General features: G+C 57.3%; 19 protein-coding genes. 10 read left to right on the top strand and 9 right to left on the bottom strand.

Going from position 1 to position 17,492, the window contains the following annotated elements:
- Nucleotides 1–62: 62 nt before the first annotated feature.
- The gene (locus ACR0B3_RS15380; RefSeq protein WP_480809864.1) at nt 63–818 is read left to right on the top strand and encodes a hydroxypyruvate isomerase family protein; all 756 of its coding nucleotides are present in this window, start codon (nt 63–65) and stop codon (nt 816–818) included.
- 73 nt (nt 819–891) lie between these two features.
- Nucleotides 892–1,122: a DUF2798 domain-containing protein gene (locus tag ACR0B3_RS15375; protein WP_480809863.1), complete on the top strand. Its 231-nt coding sequence runs from the start codon at nt 892–894 to the stop codon at nt 1,120–1,122.
- A 45-nt stretch (nt 1,123–1,167) separates the two neighbouring features.
- Here ACR0B3_RS15375 and polA read toward each other — a convergent pair whose 3' ends face one another.
- The 3 genes from polA to ACR0B3_RS15360 form a co-directional block, all read right to left on the bottom strand.
- A complete protein-coding gene (polA, locus tag ACR0B3_RS15370; RefSeq protein WP_480809862.1) occupies nt 1,168–3,972 on the bottom strand; it encodes a DNA polymerase I in 2,805 nt (934 codons plus the stop codon).
- Nucleotides 3,973–4,075: 103 nt separating this feature from the next.
- On the bottom strand, nt 4,076–4,738 hold the full coding sequence (locus ACR0B3_RS15365) for a YrbL family protein (RefSeq protein WP_480809861.1): 663 nt from the start codon (nt 4,736–4,738) through the stop codon (nt 4,076–4,078).
- Nucleotides 4,739–4,783: 45 nt separating this feature from the next.
- Nucleotides 4,784–4,969, bottom strand: a complete 186-nt coding sequence (locus ACR0B3_RS15360) for a zinc-finger domain-containing protein (protein WP_480809860.1) — start codon at nt 4,967–4,969, stop codon at nt 4,784–4,786.
- 87 nt (nt 4,970–5,056) lie between these two features.
- Between ACR0B3_RS15360 and ACR0B3_RS15355 the strand changes: the two genes are divergently transcribed.
- Complete coding sequence (locus ACR0B3_RS15355; RefSeq protein ID WP_480809989.1) at nt 5,057–6,049, top strand: ABC transporter ATP-binding protein; 993 nt, start codon at nt 5,057–5,059, stop codon at nt 6,047–6,049.
- On the opposite strand, the gene ACR0B3_RS15350 is transcribed toward ACR0B3_RS15355, so the two are convergent.
- On the bottom strand, nt 6,046–6,513 hold the full coding sequence (locus ACR0B3_RS15350; protein ID WP_480809859.1) for a DUF1203 domain-containing protein: 468 nt from the start codon (nt 6,511–6,513) through the stop codon (nt 6,046–6,048). The two genes, ACR0B3_RS15355 and ACR0B3_RS15350, sit on opposite strands and share 4 nt — an antisense overlap.
- 196 nt (nt 6,514–6,709) lie before the next feature.
- Here ACR0B3_RS15350 and ACR0B3_RS15345 point away from each other — a divergent pair, with 196 nt between their 5' ends.
- Entirely contained in the window at nt 6,710–7,648 is a 939-nt protein-coding gene (locus ACR0B3_RS15345; protein ID WP_480809858.1) for a DMT family transporter, read from the top strand.
- 54 nt (nt 7,649–7,702) lie between these two features.
- On the opposite strand, the gene ACR0B3_RS15340 is transcribed toward ACR0B3_RS15345, so the two are convergent.
- Nucleotides 7,703–8,815, bottom strand: a complete 1,113-nt coding sequence (locus ACR0B3_RS15340; protein ID WP_480809857.1) for an S-(hydroxymethyl)glutathione dehydrogenase/class III alcohol dehydrogenase — start codon at nt 8,813–8,815, stop codon at nt 7,703–7,705.
- A gap of 129 nt (nt 8,816–8,944) precedes the next feature.
- Here ACR0B3_RS15340 and ACR0B3_RS15335 point away from each other — a divergent pair, with 129 nt between their 5' ends.
- A complete protein-coding gene (locus ACR0B3_RS15335) occupies nt 8,945–9,232 on the top strand; it encodes an I78 family peptidase inhibitor (RefSeq protein WP_480809856.1) in 288 nt (95 codons plus the stop codon).
- A 2-nt stretch (nt 9,233–9,234) separates the two neighbouring features.
- Here ACR0B3_RS15335 and ACR0B3_RS15330 read toward each other — a convergent pair whose 3' ends face one another.
- The gene (locus ACR0B3_RS15330) at nt 9,235–9,960 is read right to left on the bottom strand and encodes an SDR family NAD(P)-dependent oxidoreductase (RefSeq protein WP_480809855.1); all 726 of its coding nucleotides are present in this window, start codon (nt 9,958–9,960) and stop codon (nt 9,235–9,237) included.
- Between the two features lie 184 nt (nt 9,961–10,144).
- On the opposite strand from ACR0B3_RS15330, the gene ACR0B3_RS15325 reads away from it, so the two are divergent.
- The 5 genes from ACR0B3_RS15325 to ACR0B3_RS15305 are packed head-to-tail and all read left to right on the top strand — an operon-like array spanning nt 10,145 to nt 14,345.
- On the top strand, nt 10,145–11,473 hold the full coding sequence (locus ACR0B3_RS15325; protein ID WP_480809854.1) for an NAD(P)/FAD-dependent oxidoreductase: 1,329 nt from the start codon (nt 10,145–10,147) through the stop codon (nt 11,471–11,473).
- The gene (locus ACR0B3_RS15320) at nt 11,430–11,969 is read left to right on the top strand and encodes a hypothetical protein (protein ID WP_480809853.1); all 540 of its coding nucleotides are present in this window, start codon (nt 11,430–11,432) and stop codon (nt 11,967–11,969) included. Before ACR0B3_RS15325 ends, ACR0B3_RS15320 begins: the two co-directional genes overlap by 44 nt.
- On the top strand, nt 11,969–13,192 hold the full coding sequence (locus ACR0B3_RS15315; protein WP_480809852.1) for an MFS transporter: 1,224 nt from the start codon (nt 11,969–11,971) through the stop codon (nt 13,190–13,192). Before ACR0B3_RS15320 ends, ACR0B3_RS15315 begins: the two co-directional genes overlap by 1 nt.
- On the top strand, nt 13,189–13,806 hold the full coding sequence (locus tag ACR0B3_RS15310; protein ID WP_480809851.1) for a DUF3833 domain-containing protein: 618 nt from the start codon (nt 13,189–13,191) through the stop codon (nt 13,804–13,806). The genes ACR0B3_RS15315 and ACR0B3_RS15310 overlap by 4 nt, the downstream gene beginning before the upstream one ends.
- On the top strand, nt 13,803–14,345 hold the full coding sequence (locus ACR0B3_RS15305; RefSeq protein ID WP_480809850.1) for a DUF3833 domain-containing protein: 543 nt from the start codon (nt 13,803–13,805) through the stop codon (nt 14,343–14,345). The genes ACR0B3_RS15310 and ACR0B3_RS15305 overlap by 4 nt, the downstream gene beginning before the upstream one ends.
- Before the next feature lie 36 nt (nt 14,346–14,381).
- Here the strand turns inward: ACR0B3_RS15305 and ACR0B3_RS15300 are convergent, their stop codons facing one another.
- The 3 genes from ACR0B3_RS15300 to ACR0B3_RS15290 form a co-directional block, all read right to left on the bottom strand.
- Nucleotides 14,382–15,170, bottom strand: coding sequence for an ATP-binding cassette domain-containing protein (locus ACR0B3_RS15300; protein ID WP_480809849.1), 789 nt, complete (start codon nt 15,168–15,170; stop codon nt 14,382–14,384).
- A 1-nt stretch (nt 15,171) separates the two neighbouring features.
- Nucleotides 15,172–16,296: an ABC transporter permease gene (locus ACR0B3_RS15295; RefSeq protein ID WP_170693400.1), complete on the bottom strand. Its 1,125-nt coding sequence runs from the start codon at nt 16,294–16,296 to the stop codon at nt 15,172–15,174.
- A gap of 87 nt (nt 16,297–16,383) precedes the next feature.
- Nucleotides 16,384–17,334, bottom strand: a complete 951-nt coding sequence (locus tag ACR0B3_RS15290) for a sugar ABC transporter substrate-binding protein (RefSeq protein ID WP_170587586.1) — start codon at nt 17,332–17,334, stop codon at nt 16,384–16,386.
- Nucleotides 17,335–17,492 lie beyond the last annotated feature (158 nt).

Raw genomic sequence — 17,492 nt, 5'->3', positions numbered from 1 at the left:
CAGGCCCTTTCACAGGACAGTTGTGATCGCTAGGTTCCGCAAAGCTCGACACCGGATGACCAATGCCCAGATTCGCCGCCAATCTTTCGCTTCTGTTTGCTGAATTACCCTATCTCGACCGATTTACTGCCGCGGCACAGGCCGGTTTTACCGCGGTTGAAATCCTATTCCCCTACGATCTGGCGGCTAAAGAGACCCGCCGGGCGCTGTTATCAAGCGGACTTGATCTGGTCCTGATCAACGCCCCACCCCCGAATTATACTGGCGGCCATCCGGGTTATGCAGCAGTTCCAGGTGGTGGCCCTCGGTTTCAGTCCGACATTCGCCGCGTCTTGCGCTATGCCAGTGTCCTCAGGCCGCGCATGATTCACATTATGTCAGGGTATTCTTCTGGCCCTGAGGCACTCGCCTGCTTTGTCGAGAACCTGCAATGGGCCGCAGATTTCGCGCCAGATCAACAGTTTACCATCGAACCACTGAACCCGATTTCGCAGCCGGACTATTATCTGAAAGATTATGATCTGGCCGCCAAAGTGCTGGATCGTGTGAACCGAGCAAATGTCGGGCTGCAATATGACAGCTTTCATGCACAGATGATCCATGGGGACGCGCTGGCAGTCTGGCACCGCTTTCAGCCTCGCATCGTGCATGCTCAGATCGGGGCCGCGCCGGATCGCTCGGAACCCGGGCGAGGTGAGATGGATTTCCCAGCGCTCTTCGCTGCGATGGACCATTCCGGGTATGACGGTTGGGTTAGTGCAGAATACACGCCCTCAACCCGGCGGACCCAGGACTCATTGGCGTGGATGCAGCAATAGCGTCGGGATGAACGCTGGATTTTTGGGCCAAAATCGCGCAATTGGGGGCATCGCCACACCAAGGACGCCCTGCATGATCCCTGCCCGCTATGCCAATGCTCTGTTTTCCCTGATCATGTCCGGCCTGATGTCCTGCATCGTCACTGGCATCGCCACGCTCAAAGCAATCGGTCTTGGCCCGAGTACGTTTTTAGATTGGATGGCATCCTGGGCCTTTTGCTGGCCCATTGCTTTCACTGTGATCCTAACACTGGGTCCGTCCGTGAAACGACTGATCGCCCGCCTGGTCAGGCCCGACGCCTGACCCGCTGCAAAGAGGGCCCGTAGGGCTTGATGAGCAGCGTTGCCCCTAGTGCGCCTCCGCCCAGTTCGCGCCCTGCCCAGCATCAGCAACCAGCCTGATATCCAGCTTCACCGCCGGATCAGCCGCCCCTTCCATCACCGTGCGCGCAACCGAGATGGTCTGATCCACCGCATCCTCAGCCACCTCAAACAGCAATTCGTCATGCACCTGCAGCAGCATCTTGGCAGGCAGACTGTTGATTGCATCGGGCATCCTCACCATCGCGCGCCGGATCACATCCGCCGCCGTGCCTTGGATCGGCGCATTGATCGCCGCGCGACGCGAGAACCCGGCATGCGGCCCCTTGGCATTGATCTCGGGCGTATGGATTTTGCGCCCGAACAGAGTCTGGACATACCCGTTCTCTTTCGCAAAGGCGATCGTGTCATCCATATAGCGACGAATACCGGGGAAACGTTCAAAGTAGCGATCAATAAAGCCCTGCGCATCCGCGCGCGGAATGCGCAGATTGCGCGCAAGGCCAAAGCCCGAAATGCCATAGATCACACCAAAGTTGATCGCCTTGGCCTGACGGCGGATATCAGGCGTCATCTCGTCCAGCGGTACGTCAAACATTTCGGACGCGGTCATCGCGTGAATGTCCAAACCATCGGCAAAGGCCTGTTTCAGGGTCGGAATATCCGCGATATGGGCCAATATCCGCAGCTCAATCTGGCTATAGTCGAGACTGACCAGCACATTGCCCGGCTCGGCTATGAACGCCTCGCGAATACGGCGGCCTTCTTCGGTCCGCACTGGAATGTTCTGCAGGTTCGGATCGGTCGAGGCCAGACGGCCGGTATTCGCCCCAGTGATCGAATACGACGTATGCACCCGACCCGTGTCTGGGTTGATATGGGTCTGCAACGCGTCGGTGTAGGTCGATTTCAATTTCGAAAGCTGCCGCCAGTCCAGCACCCGGCGCGGCAATTCATGTTCGGTTGCCAAGTCCTCAAGAATATCAGCCCCAGTCGAATATTTGCCGGTTTTACCTTTCTTGCCGCCCTCAAGCCCCATCTTGTCAAACAGGATTTCACCCAACTGGGCGGGTGAGCCAACATTGAAACTTTCGCCCGCCAACTCGTGAATTTCAGCCTCTAACCCGGCCATTTTCTGCGCAAACGCGTTTGACATGCGGCTGAGAACATCACGGTCAACCTTGATACCATGCATCTCCATCTCGGTCAGCACCGGTACCAGTGGGCGTTCAAGCGTTTCGTAAACCGTCGTCACCTGCACCTGGTGCAGCTGCGGCTTGAACAGCTTCCAAAGGCGCAGCGTGATATCCGCGTCCTCGGCCGCGTAAGCAGTCGCTTCGTCTATCGGCACTTTGTCAAACGTGATCGCCGACTTGCCCGAGCCCAGCAGCGGTTTGATCGGAATCGGCGTATGGCTGAGATAGCGTTCAGACAACGTATCCATCCCGTGCCCATGCTCACCGCCGTGCATCGCGTAAGACATGAGCATCGTGTCATCTATCGGAGAGACATTTACACCATAGCGTCTGAATATCTTGGCATCGTATTTCATATTCTGCCCGATCTTCAGGATCGACGAATCCTCAAATATCGGTTTCAGCAGGTTTAGAGCCTCATCCAGTGGCATCTGCCCCTCAGCCAATGCGTCTGAACCGAATAAATCATCTGCCGATCCATCCCGATGGGTAAGGGGGATATAACAGGCCTCACCAGCCTCGACACAAAGCGAAATCCCCACCAGATCGGCGATCATTTCATTCAAGCCGGTGGTCTCTGTATCGACGGCCACCCAACCCCGCTCATACGCCTGATCAATCCATTTCTGCAGGGCGGACGCGTCGCGCACGCATTCGTATTTCGATGCATCGAAAGGCAGTACCTCAACCTCTGCCTCCTCGACCGCCGGAGCAGGTGCATCAGCGATAACAGGCGCTTCGGCCCCCAGCTTATCGGCAATACGTTTCGTGAGGGTGCGGAATTCCATCTCAGCCAGAAAACCCAGCAAGGTATCGGCATCAGGGTCTTTCACCTCAAGATCGTCCAGAGTGAAATCCAGTGGTGTGTTCTCGTCCAGCTGCACCAGCTTTTTCGACAATTCGATCTGATCGCGCTTTTCGATAAGTGTCTGGCGGCGCTTGGGCTGTTTGATCTCTTCGGCACGGTCCAACAAGGTTTCCAGATCGCCGTATTCATTGATCAGCAGCGCCGCAGTCTTCACCCCAATGCCCGGTGCCCCGGGAACGTTATCAACCGAATCCCCCGCCAGCGCCTGCACATCAACCACACGCTCAGGCCCTACACCGAATTTCTCGAAAACCCCATCGCGGTCGATGCGCTTGTTCTTCATCGCATCAAGCATTTCAACACCACCGCCCACCAGCTGCATCAGGTCTTTGTCCGAGCTCACAATGGTTACCCGCCCACCGGCCTCACGCGCCTGAACGGCGAGGGTGGCGATGATGTCGTCGGCCTCATACCCCTCCAACTCTTTGCAGGCGATATTGAAGGCTTTGGTCGCCTCTCGGGTCAGCGGCATCTGCGGGCGCAGGTCTTCAGGCATCGCCTCACGATTGGCTTTGTAGAGATCGTACATGTCATTGCGGAAGGTGTGTGATCCCTTATCAAAGATCACCGCCACATGGGTCGGCGCATCCGGCCCGGCGTTCCCTTCAACGTATTTCTGCAACATATTGCAGAACCCTGAAACAGCCCCAATCGGCAGCCCATCCGATTTCCGCGTCAGTGGCGGCAGCGCGTGATAGGCGCGGAAAATAAAGGCTGATCCATCAATCAGGTGCAGATGGCAGCCTTTTCCGAATTGGGTCGTGGTCATGTGAGGCTCCTGCGCTGTGTTGCGCCAAGTTGTACCGAAGCGCAGAACGAAAGACGAGGCCGCTTATCCAATTCGTTACGACGGATTGGCCCGAGGTCTGGCCTCAGCCATTCGAAAAAGAGCGCTGATCTGCATTCCATGCCAAACCGGCTTTTTCAGCGATCAACGCGAACTGTTTGTTCAGCGAGCGATCATTCAAACGACGCGACAGGCTGCGTAACGGGACCAGGTTCCGCTCTCCATACCCATCAATCAGAAAACAGGCCGGGCCTGCACCTCGTGTTCCGTAAACGATATTCGAGCTTTTGACGTCACGCGCGACGATATGAAGGTCGAACATCTGCCCGACAAATCTGTTCAGCGCATCCAAAGCCTGTGCATCCAGACCGCTACGAATGACTTCGTAGAGCTTTGGAGCAAGCCCGCCTTCAAGACCTGCGATACGCTCGACAACAACCCCTGCCCCACGGGTGGTCTGGACCACACCCAGCATTCTTGACAAGGGAGAATGTTCGATATCGGCCCCGAGTTTCAACGACACGCGAAGCTCGCATTCCAGCTCTTTCAAGGTGCTGCGATATTGCGCCTCGGGGAACAGCTTCCACGCCAAACGTTTCCCAAGCCGATGCGAGACGCGATCGCCAGAGCGGGTGAAAACCTTGATCAACAGGTCGGGGTGGCCCGGAAAGTCAAAGACACTGCGCACGGTACCATTTGCGATTGGCTGGCTGTCCGAAAGATCGATCGTTTTGGCCGTGAACAGCATTCTCAATACTCGCCAATACCGACCGCTTGCCGCCCTGTCTGCCCTTCAAGCGTCCTGTTCAGTAACCGCGCCGCGCAGCACATATTTGCAGTCACAATAGGGGCATTCGACCCAACCGGTGCTTTCGGGGATCTGCAGCCAGACGCGCGGATGGCCCAGAGCCCCCTCTCCGCCATCGCAGGCGACGCGGGTTGAATCGACAATCTTGGTTTCCGGCGCTTCGATGGTCACGGCTGGCGATCCTTCTTTGGTTGTCGGCCTCGCGGGCATGTAATAGGTGCGTTTATGGGCGATGAGCAATCCGGGGGCAAGGGCCACATGTCCGATGCGGCAATCACAATCAATTCACTGCGCAAGACCTATCGCGGGGCCAAGGGGCAACCCGAGAAACAAGCGCTGAAAGGCATTGATCTGACCGTGCCGCGTGGGTCTGTGTTTGGCCTGCTTGGCCCCAACGGCGCAGGTAAGTCGACGCTGATCAACATTCTGGCGGGGCTGGTTGTAAAAACATCCGGCAGCGTCTCGATCTGGGGCTTCGATCAGGATCGAAACCCGCGTCAATCCCGTGCCGCCATTGGCGTGATGCCACAAGAGTTGAACCTCGACCCCTTCTTTACGCCGCGCGGCGCGCTGGAGGTTCAGGCCGGCCTGTATGGTGTTCCCAATTCGAACCGGCGGAGCGATGAGATTCTTGAACTCGTCGGCCTTGCCGATAAGGCCGAGGCTTATGCGCGCACCCTCTCGGGCGGGATGCGGCGGCGTCTGCTGCTGGCCAAGGCGTTGGTGCATCATCCCAAGATTCTAGTGCTGGACGAACCCACTGCCGGTGTGGATATCGAGCTGCGGCAGATGCTGTGGGCCAATGTGCGCAAACTGAACGAACAGGGCATGACCATCATCCTGACCACGCACTATCTGGAAGAAGCGCAAGAGATGTGCGACGAGATCGCCATCATCAATCATGGTGAAAAGATCGCTCAGGACAGCACGGCCAACCTGCTGGGCCGGATGGACAGCCGGACCATGGTGATCGTGCCGGATGGCCCGGTTCAGACACTGCCTGAAACCAACAATGTAACCACAACACAGCGAGAGAATGGCGATCTGGTGCTGCAGTACCGCAGCACCCTGACCACCGCCGAACAAGTATTAGAGGCGGTGCGCCAAGCCGGTATCCGCATTCGGGATGTGCGCACCGAAGAGGCCGACCTAGAGGATGTGTTCCTTGCCCTCACCTCGAGCCGAGCCGATGATGTATCTGTCGATGACCCGAACCAGCCCCGACGTGGGATGCACCGCGTCAAGCTTTAGGCGCGATCGATCCGCGCGTGGTAACAATTATTCAGAGCGGACCGGATGTGGATATAAGCAACGTCAGCGCGGGAAAAGATGTTTTCAGCCGCCTCCTGTAACTGGGCTTGCGGGGTGATAACCCCGGTTCCATAGACGATCCGATCGTCCGCACCATAGCCTTTGATCAGGTAGTTGGGCGAGTCGGTCAGTGCCTCGGGCAACGTATCCTTATCTTCATAGCGCCTGCAGTCGTCGGCACACAGGAAGATCGGGCCAGTTTCCGCATATGGCTGTGGTTCCGGGAATGGCCGATGCGCCAGAACCAACATTTCTTTACCCTCTGGAATGTATGTCATGCAATGGCGGCAGGGATTACCTGCCCCATTGGAAATCACGCGCTCTGGCGCGTTACCGTATCCATCGGGCGCGCCTGCGCGATAGGCCTGAACCTGCTCTGTCGAAAGGGCTGATATTCTGTGCATGATGTATCTCCTTGAATTGAAGTGATCATGACAATCGCTGAATTCGAACTCGACCCGATTCCTGCGCATTGCAAAATCTGCAACCCTGCCTGCCAAAGAATGTTAGCGGTAAAATAAGGGCTACCCGTCGGATCAATTTGGGTCTAAGCAAGCATCAAACACCCCAAACGATCCACCGATGATTGAGGCTTTTGTCATGAGCGCTCAGAACACCACCCTTCGTGGGCTTGCCTTCGCGTTTCTGGGCTTTGCTGTTTTCGCAACCCATGACGTGCTGATCAAAGTGCTGGGTGGCACCTATTCGGTGTTGCAGATCATCTTTTTTGCGACGCTGTTTTCCTTTGTTCCAATGGCCGTGACCATTCTGGCGGACAGAACGACCGGGAATTTCCTGCCGCGGCATCCTTGGCTGGTGTTGTTGCGATCAGGGGCCATGCTCACGGCCATGTCGTGCGCCTTCTATGCCTTTTCGGTTCTGCCGCTGGCACAGGTCTATTCGCTGCTGTTTTCGTTCCCGCTGATTGTGACCGTCCTGTCGATCCCGATTCTGGGTGAAGTGGTCCGCGCGCAGAGGTGGGCCGCCGTGGGTGTCGGTCTGATCGGTGTCCTGATCGTCCTGCGCCCGGGAGCAACAGATATCACGTTGGGTCATTTGGCGGCTCTAACTGCAGCGTTTTGCAGCGCATTTGCGTCGGTTCTTGTCCGCAAGATCGGGAGCGAAGAGCGCTCTGCCGTGTTGATCCTTTATCCGATGCTGCTGGCCATCGCGGTTATGAGCATTGCCCAACCGGCGGTTTATCAACCGCCCTCTCTGCTGCATCTCGCGATGATGGCGCTTGTCGGCGTGTTCTCGGTAATCGCGCAGCACCTGATCATTCTCGCCTATCGTGCTGCCCCCGCCGGGGTAGTCGCCCCCAGCCAATACAGCCAGATCATCTGGGCCACGATTTTTGGTGTGATTTTCTTTGGCGAGCATCCGGATATCTGGGTCGCGGTTGGTGCGAGCGTCATCATCGCATCTGGCGTCTTTGTGGTCTGGCGCGAGAGCCGGTCCAACACCACCTCTGTCAATACGCCCGTGCTGCGCGTCAGGTCGCCCCGGTCGGATACCGGAGCGACGAGGCCCGGAGAATAAGAAACGGCGCGCATTTCAGCGCGCCGTGCAATCCATTTCAGCCGGTATAGAGCCTTAGTAGACGACCACCGACCGGATACTCTCTCCCTTATGCATCAGGTCGAAACCGTGGTTGATATCGTCCAGGCCCATGGTGTGGGTGATCATCGGGTCGATCTCGATTTTGCCATCCATGTACCAATCGACGATCTTTGGTACATCAGTCCGACCACGCGCGCCGCCAAAGGCAGTACCACGCCATGAACGACCGGTGACCAGTTGGAACGGCCGGGTTGAGATTTCAGCGCCCGCTGGGGCCACACCGATGATGATCGATTCACCCCAACCCTTATGCGCCGATTCCAGCGCGGCGCGCATCACACCGACATTGCCAGTCGCGTCAAAGGTATAATCTGCGCCACCCTTTGTCAGATTGACCAGATAAGGCACCAAATCACCTTCCACCTCGGAAGGGTTCACGAAATCGGTCATGCCAAACTTGGTGGCCATTTCCACCTTAGACGGGTTCAGGTCAACGCCAACGATCTGGTCGGCTCCGGCGAGACGTAGACCCTGAATCACGTTCAGGCCTATGCCGCCCAAACCAAAGACGATGGCGCGACTACCAATTTCGACTTTGGCTGTGTTGATCACCGCACCGATGCCGGTGGTTACGCCGCAGCCGATATAGCAGATCTTGTCGAATGGGGCGTCCTCACGCACTTTGGCCAGCGCGATCTCTGGCAGGACAGTGTGGTTCGAGAAGGTCGAACAGCCCATGTAGTGCAGGATCGGATCCCCATCCAGAGTCGAGAAGCGCGAGGTGCCATCGGGCATCAGGCCCTGCCCTTGCGTTTCGCGGATCGCCTGACACAGGTTGGTCTTGGGGTGCAGGCAATATTCGCATTCACGACATTCGGGTGTATAAAGCGGGATCACGTGATCACCGGGTTTAAGGCTGGTGACGCCTGGGCCGACTTCCATCACAACGCCCGCGCCTTCATGTCCCAAAATGGCGGGGAACAGACCTTCGGGATCTGCGCCTGACAGGGTAAATTCATCTGTGTGGCAGATGCCGGTTGCTTTGATCTCAACCAGAACCTCGCCCGCTTTGGGGCCTTCAAGGTTCACGTCCATCACTTCCAAAGGTTTGCCTGCCTGAACGGCAACGGCGGCACGGGTACGCATCTAGCTTTTCTCCCTGTCTGTTTTGCCCGACCCTGCGTCAAATACAGGGTTTTTTCAACTGCGCTTTCATGACAGGTTGGCTAAATCTTTGATATTTCAGAAACGACATCACCAGAAAGTCCTGCGCCAATGTACCGTTTTTTCCCGATCCTTATGCTATTAGTCGCCTGTACAGAAACCCCAACGGCTCAAGACACAGCACTTGATACGGATAACGCGCCCGTAGATTTGGCCTTTTGCAAGGGCGAGCCTTTTGCGGACAAGATTGGTCAGCCTGTCTCAAACATTCAAGCCGACCTGCCTGAACGGTCACGCGTTCTAGGCCCGGATGACATCGCAACACAAGATTATCGCATCGACCGGTTGAATGTGTATGTGAATGGCGCGGGCACTATTCAGAGACTGACCTGCGGCTAAGCTCACTTGCCCCGATAGACAAGGATATCGGGCAGATAGTCGATCAGGCGCACCACCCATGAAAAAGGTGCCGGGAAATCCGTGCGGAACCTACGGCGCGACATGGCCCGAACCACCCGATCGGCTGCATCATCGGGTGTCATCAACATCGGCATCTTGAAGCTGTTCTTGTCGGTCAGCCGAGTCTTGATAAAGCCGGGATTTACGATCCGGACAGTGACGCCAGAGCCCGCCAGATCATGCCGCATCGTCTCGGCCAGCGAGATCAGCGCCGCTTTGCTGGCCCCGTATGAAATTGCATTGGGTAGCCCATGATATCCGGCTAGCGATCCAATCAGCGTGATATCTCCGCGACCCTTGTCGACAAGGGAGGGAACTGTTTCACCCAACACCCGCAGCGCGCCGGAATAATTGACATCACTTATGGCCAGCGCGGCCTCGGTATCCCAATCCGACGTGTTGATCGGCTCATAAGCGCCCGCGTTGTAGACCAAAGCGTCAAACGCATCAGCATCTGCCACCGCGCGGCGCACGGTGTTGAGATCGGTCACATCCATCGGCACGGCACGCGCACTTGGCAAGGCGCTGCAGATCTCAGTCAACCGCTCAGCATTGCGGGCAGACAGGATCAGATGCGCGCCCTCGCTGCTCAACTTTTCAGCCAAGCTGCGGCCCAGCCCTTCGCTGGCGCCGATGATCCAATAGGTTTTTCCGTCAAATCTGCTCATGCCAATGTCTTTTTTGTGCTCCTGAAACCAATACGATCAGATGGTCGCAATGGATCACGCCCGGTGTTCGAAACATCTGGCCAGACATCACAACATAGTGCGTTTGAAAAAAACTTCTAATCCGGTTGATCCAAACGCCCATTCCCTGCGTATCCTGTTGTAAATACCGAATAACGAGGTTGGAATGTTCGACGAAACCCGGGGCGTACGCAAGAAAATCGCAGTCATAGGCGCAGGCATTTCAGGTCTCTCCGCAGCTTATTATCTTTCCGAAGATCATGATATCACCGTGTTCGAGGCCGAGCCGAGACTTGGCGGTCATGCCCGCACCGTGATGGCCGGTAAGAATGGTGATCAACCGGTGGATACCGGGTTCATCGTCTTCAACTATGTCACCTATCCCTATCTGACCCGTCTGTTTGATGAGCTGAACGTGCCGGTCACCAAAAGCGAAATGAGCTTTGGCGCAACCATTGATAATGGCCGCATCGAATACGGGCTGAACAACTTGCGCACGTTGACCGCGCAGAAACGCAACCTCGCGCGTCCAGCCTATTACAAGATGATCGCCGACATTCTGCGCTTCGCCAAAGAGGCCCCCGAAGCCGCGCAGGACGATGACACCACGATCGGAGAGCTGGTGGATCAGCTGCGCCTCGGCCACTGGTTCCGGCACAACTACCTGATGCCCATGTGCGGTGCGATCTGGTCAACACCGGTCGAGTTTGTGGATCAATTCCCCGCCCGCTCACTGGTGCAGTTCTTCCGCAATCACGCGCTGCTGGCCTCGGGCCGTGCCAATCAGCACCAGTGGTACACCGTGAAAGGCGGCAGCATTGAATATGTCCGTCGTATCGAAGCCGCGCTGCGGGCGCGTGGGTCAGATATCCGTCTGGCGTCGCCCGTTCAGCGTATCGAGCGTCATGATCTGGGCGTGACGATACATGCAGGTGGCGAGGCTGCTTTGTTTGATGAGATCATATTGGCCACCCACTCCGATCAATCCCTCGCCGTCCTGGGCGATGCAGCAACCGAGGCGGAAAAAACAGCGTTGGGTGCGATCAGATATCAACCGAACAAAGCCATCCTTCATTGCGATCCTGGCCAAATGCCGCGCCGCCGCGCCTGTTGGTCCAGTTGGACCTATCGCTCGCAAAAGGGCGATGTTGGGGTCACATATTGGATGAACCGGCTTCAGAATATCCCCGACTCCGACCCGCTGTTTGTGTCTCTGAACGCCTCATCCGACATTCCCTCGGATAAAATCTATGACGAGGTCGAATTCGCCCATCCGGTATTCGACAAAGCCGCCCTGCGTGCACAAGGGCAAATTCGCGAGATGCAGGGGCAGAACCGGACCTGGTTTGCGGGGGCGTATAACCGGCATGGTTTCCACGAAGACGGGATTGCCAGCGCGATGCATGTTGTCGAGCGCCTCACCGGCACCCCGCAGATCATCGGAGCTGACAATGGTATCCCGGATACGGACCTCGCTGTTTCGGCCAGTGCATAAAACCTGTCGCGCTGCGTTGCTGTCATTGGCGTTGCTGCTCCCCGGCGGGCTGGCGGCCTCGCCCCTGTCCGATGCGATCAGCGATCCTGAGCTGCGCGGCAGCTCGACCTTCAGGTTTCTGGGGTTGCCGCTTTACGACGCCAAGCTCTACACTCCCGGCGGTGCGGCATTCAGCTGGAACGAGAATTTCGGCCTGCAACTGACCTACCGAAAGAACCTGAAACAGAAAGCGCTGGTCGAGTCGACGCTGGAAGAGATGGCCCGGCAGGACAATCCCGCGCCGACAGAAGCTCAGTTACAGACCTGTTTTCAGGCGGTCAGCAAGGGCGACAGCTATCTGGCTATCGCGCAGGGCCCCAACAGTGTCAGTTTCTGGCGCAATGGAAACAAAACCTGCACCCTGACCAATCCTGGCATCACCCGCAGCTTCATGTCGATCTTTCTGGGCGACAACACACGATCCGCCTCATTCACACAGCAGTTGAAGGGGCAGTGATGCTGTACCCCCGTGTCAGTCTCTATGCGTTGATGCTGGCTGCTGCGGGTATTCCGCTTTACATCCACCTGCCGCGTTTTGCCGCTGTGAACCTCGGCATCGGGCTGGGGGTGATCGGGACCGTACTGCTGGTCATTCGGCTGATCGATCTGGTGCAGGACCCGTTGATCGGCTGGGCGATTGATCGCTGGCCCAGAGGGCAGATGCTGTTTGCCGCCGCCGCTGCGCTGGGTCTGGCGATTGGGTTCCCCCTTTTATTTGGTTTGCCGAACGGGGCAAGTATCGCTGCATTAGTGTTTATTCTGATCCTGTTATTCTCGGCCTACAGCCTTGGGACCATCCTGCTCTATGGCCGCAGCGCCACTTTAGCCAAACAAGCCAGCGCCAAAGAACTGATGACACTGGCGGCCTTTCGCGAAGGCGGGCAACTGACCGGTGTGATCATCGCCGCCGCCGCCCCCGCATTGTTCGTTACGTTGGGAGCTAGCGCCCAAGGGTATCCAGCGTTTGGGCTGTTTCTTGGCGTTTTGTCCGTTGTGACTCTGGCCGTCACGCTGCCGATATGGCAACGCACCCCGATCACCGGGCAAGGGTTATCCTTTGCAGGGCTAGGACAAGCCGGAGCACTGCGTCTGCTCGCGCTGGCACTAGTTAACAGCTTGCCCGTCGCCATCACTTCGACCCTGTTTCTATTCTTCGTCGAAGATCGTCTGCAGCTCCCGGGCAAAGCCGGGCCACTGCTGATCTTGTTCTTCCTTAGCGCCGGGCTCAGCGTTCCGTTCTGGGCAAAACTCAGCAACCGAATTGGCCCGAAACAGACTCTGATAATCGCAATGCCGCTGGCCATTCTTGGATTTGTTGGCGCCGCCCTACTGGCGCCCGGTAATTTGGCGGGGTTCGCCCTTATCTGCCTTGCATCCGGCGCTGCTTTGGGCGCGGACATGGTGGTGCTGCCAGCGATGTTCTCGGTCGTTCTGACCCGCGCGGGACTCAACGCCTCAGCCGCGTTCGGTATCTGGTCCTTCGCTGGCAAGCTGGGGCTCGCGCTGGCTGCCTTTTTTACACTACCCCTGCTGGAACGCAGCGGCTTTACGCCAGGACAAGCCAATTCGGCTGAGGCTTTGAACACGCTCACCCTCGCCTATGCGGTGCTGCCCTGCATCTTGAAACTCGGAGCGTTTGGCATGGTCCTGACGCTCCCGACGGAGGTCTCCGCCAAATGACAACGCTCCTGATCTGTCTGCTCGCTCTCTTCGCGCTGTTTGCTGTGAAGAACCGGTTCCTCAGCTTCCGCTCGCAATCTCCCTCCGACTACAGCGGAACCGGGCCAGAGTTTTCGCTGAAAAAGAACCTGAACGGAGAGATCCTGTCAGAGGGGCTGATCTATGGTCCCAACGGCAAGATGTCGAACAGCTTTGTCGCACGCATGGTAGGTGAATGGGATGGCAATACCGGCACGCTGTCCGAATACTTTACCTATTCCAACGGCAAACAGATGACCCGCAAATGGTATCTGACGCTGGGCACCGGCAACACGTTCATCGCGACAGCAGACGACATTGTCGGCGAGGGCAAAGGGGAAATCTCGGGCGCGACCGTTAAGCTGACTTATCGGATTATTTTGCCTGAAGATGCGGGCGGGCATACGCTGGATGTAACCGACTGGATGTACCTGACAGAAAACGGAGCGATCATGAACCGGTCCGAGATGCGCAAGTTCGGTATCAAGGTCGCTGAACTGGTCGCCACAATGCGCCCCGCGCCCGAAGTCAAAACGGCCCATCTGCACGGAGCAAATGGCCACGATACAGACTCTGAACTGAGGCCTCTGCAATGATTGCCCGCCGCACTCTGATCGCGGTAGTCGCCGTCGCAGGGCTCGCGGTGTTGGCCGCCTGCTCGGCCAAACCGCGCATCCCCAAGACGTTCCTGTCCGATCGCCAGTTGAACCTTGAAGAGTTCTTTGAAGGCAAAACTGTCGCCTATGGTCAGTTTCAGGATGCTCTGGGCAACGTCCCGCGCCGCTTTAAGGTCGATATTGACGGGACATGGAATGGTAAAACGCTCACACTGGTTGAGGATTTCGTGTATGACGACGGCGCCACAGAACAGCGCATCTGGACGCTGACTAAGACCAGTGAGGACACCTGGACCGGTACGGCACCGGGCGTGTTGGGTGAGGCCACGGGGATTGAGCGGGGCGATACGTTCAACTGGAAATACAAGATCGACCTGCCAGTCAAAGATGGCACCATGCGGGTGAATTTCGATGACTGGATGTGGCTCTTGTCAGATGACCGGCTGCTGAACCGTGCCTATGTCTCGCGCTTTGGCGTGCGGCTGGGTGAGGTCATTCTGTATTTTGAGAAAAGGTAGTCACCCCACCGGCGTGGCCAGCGGGGTGCAAGGATATTAAACGGTTCCGCCCAGGCTGCCCTCAAGCTCGACCATTTCCTGACCACCGGCCATCAGGTCCTGCAATTCTTCTGGAGTTATCTGGCCACGCTGCGCGGTTCCCAGCGTTTGACCCCGGTTCAGAACCGTGAACCGATCCCCCACCGCCAGGGCATGGCGAACGTTATGGGTGATGAAGACAACCGCGATGCCCTGCTTGCGCACCTTGTCGATGGTCGCCAACACATTGGCCGTCTGACGCACACCAAGGGCAGAGGTCGGCTCGTCCAGGATCAAAACCTTGGCCCCAAAATGCACCGCCCGTGCGATAGCAACCGTCTGGCGTTCACCACCTGACAGGGTGCCCACCGCCTGATCCGGTCCGCGCAGGTTGATGCCCATTTTGCGCATTTCTTCCATCGTGACCTTGTTGGCATAGTCATGATCAAAGAAGTGAAGAGGTCCGACCTTCTTTACCGGCTCATTGCCCATGAAGAAGTTGCGCGAGACCGACATCAGCGGGATCATGGCCAGATGCTGGTGCACGGTTGCAATCCCGGCCTCGATGGCATCACGCGGGTCGGCGAAATGCATGGGGTGGCCTTCGAACAGAATCTCTCCGTGTGTCGGCTGGTGCACGCCCGACATGGTTTTGATGAAGGTCGACTTGCCCGCACCGTTGTCGCCGAGAAGGCAGTGGCATTCACCGGGAAACACGTCCACCGAGACACCCGCCAGCGCGATCACGCTGCCGAAGTGCTTTTCGATGTTTTTCATCTGGATGATGGGTTCATGTTCGGGATTCATATCAACGCTCTCCCGTGATGATGCGGCGGATATATGTGTTGAGGATCACAGCCCCCAGCAGGATCACGCCCAGGAACACTCGGAACAGCGAGCTTTCGACACCGGCAAAGAACAACCCCTGTTGCACCACGCCAAAGATCAACGCGCCCAGCGCCGCTCCAAGTACCGAGCCGTATCCTCCGGTCAGAAGCGCGCCGCCGATGACCACGGCGATGATCGCCTCGAACTCTTTCAGCAGGCCCCGGTCGGCACCCGCCGATCCGAACTCCATCACCTGACAGACTGCAAAGACGGTGGCGCAGAAGGCCGTGAACATGAACATCAGTATCTTGACCCGGTTCACAGGCACACCCGAGTTGCGTGCCGCCTCGGCATCCCCGCCCGAGGCGAAGATCCAGTTGCCGAACCGCGTTTTAGTCAGCAGCACGTGACCAAAGATGATCAGTGCGATCGCCCAGACGATCAGCATCGGCACACCGTCCACCACCGGCTGTCCGGCGCGGGTGCCACGTTCGAACACGGCAATGATCCCCGCATCACCCATCCACTGGAACAGGCCTTGCAGGATTTTTCCGCCGAAGATCGGCGCTAGCCAATCCCCTTCGGCCGCGTCCTTCACGCCGCCAATGATAGTTTTGCGCTCGATCACCTGCGGCAGGAAGATGGTGAAGCCGCGGAGGATGAACAGGAAGGCCAGCGTTACGATGAAACTGGGCAAACCCGTCCGGATCACGATCCAGCCGTTCAGCGCACCAATTGCCACCGCCATTGCAAACGTGACGATAATGGCCATCCAGACCGGCCACGCCAGCGTGACCGAGAAAATAGCGATCATCATGCCCGAAAAGCCGATCATCGACCCGACTGACAGGTCAAACTCACCCGCGATCATCAGAAGGCAGGCACCCACGGCAATGATCATAAACTGCGCCGAGACAACTGACCAGTTCATCATGCCCTGTGCGTTAAACATGCCGCTGTCGAAAGCGAACAAAAGGAAGAAAGTGAAGACGGCAACGGTGCCGACCATCCCGCCAAGTTCAGGCCGAATCAAGGCCTTGCGCAGTGGTGAAATCTCTTTGATCCGTTCGTCGGTTACAGCCGTGTTTTGAGCAGACTCGCTCATTAGAACGCCCCTCCGAATTAAGCAGTGATTTTGAGTCAGAAAGCTGTCAGCGGGCGCCTATCTAACAAGGCGCCCGCGTTACAAGAATTAGCGGTACTCGCCGGCGAATTCTTCGATCTTGGTCAGACCATCAGCAGTTACGAAACCAGGGCCCGAGTTGATGTTGTTGCCGGGCAGTACGCCATAGCGATGATAGTTCGCCATCACAACAACCGGCAGGTAGGCCTGCAGGAAGGGCTGCTGGTCAATGCCCCACTGGATCACGCCGGACTTGATGCCTTTGACGATCTCACCACCCAGATCGAAGGTGCCGAAATAGATGTCGCCGGCCATGCCGTTTTCTTCCAGCGCCAGTATGGTCGGATCAGCCGAGGTCGGCCCCAGTGTCAGAACCGCATCCGTGTCCGGATTCGCTGACAGATAGGCCAGCACGCGGTTTTTGATTTCGGCAGGGTCCTGACCGGCATCGATCATCTGATCGCCCAGCTCAATGCCGAGACCGTCTGCAAAGCCTTGGCACCGTTCCTGGCTGGAAGGCTGAACGATATAGTGGTTCACACACAGGAACGAGCCGATGCCATCACCCTTGGCGCGCTGGCCTGCCGCGAAACCGGCATCATATTCAGGCTGACCCACATACATCAGCGCGCCAACTTCGCGGGCTTGATCCGGGCTGCCGGTATTCATGATGATCACATCCACGCCCGCATCCACGGCTGATTTGATCGGACCGCTCAGCACATCGTAGTCCGCCAATGTAGTGATAATCCCGTTCGGCCCCGACGCCGCTGCCTGATCAATGATCCGCGCCATGTCAGCCAGATCGCCAGTGGGTGGATTGCGGTATTCGACCTCAACACCCATCTGCTCACCCGCCAGCGCGATGCCGTTCTTGATGGTATTCCACCAACTGTCGCTGTCCGGTGCGTGGCTGACCAGAATATATTTCTCACCTTCCGCCGCAGCGCTTGTGGCTGCGATCAGCGGCGTCGCAGCAACCACCGCCGCCAGCGCCAGCTTCTTCGTCAGTGAAGTCATGATGTCCTCCCAAAACTCATGTTATCGCGGATTGAGGTTGTCCTTTGCACCTCTCCGACTCGAGTTAGAGCATATCTGCTCACATTTTGCAACCGGTTGCAAAAGATATCAGATGTGTTTCATACTGTATCTACCAAAGAATATCGGTAAAAGGACTG

The sequence above is a fragment of the Ruegeria sp. CE9 genome (genome assembly GCF_056537425.1).
The sequence above is the reverse complement of the archived record's forward strand: the minus strand, read 5'-3'. Positions and strand labels throughout refer to the sequence as shown.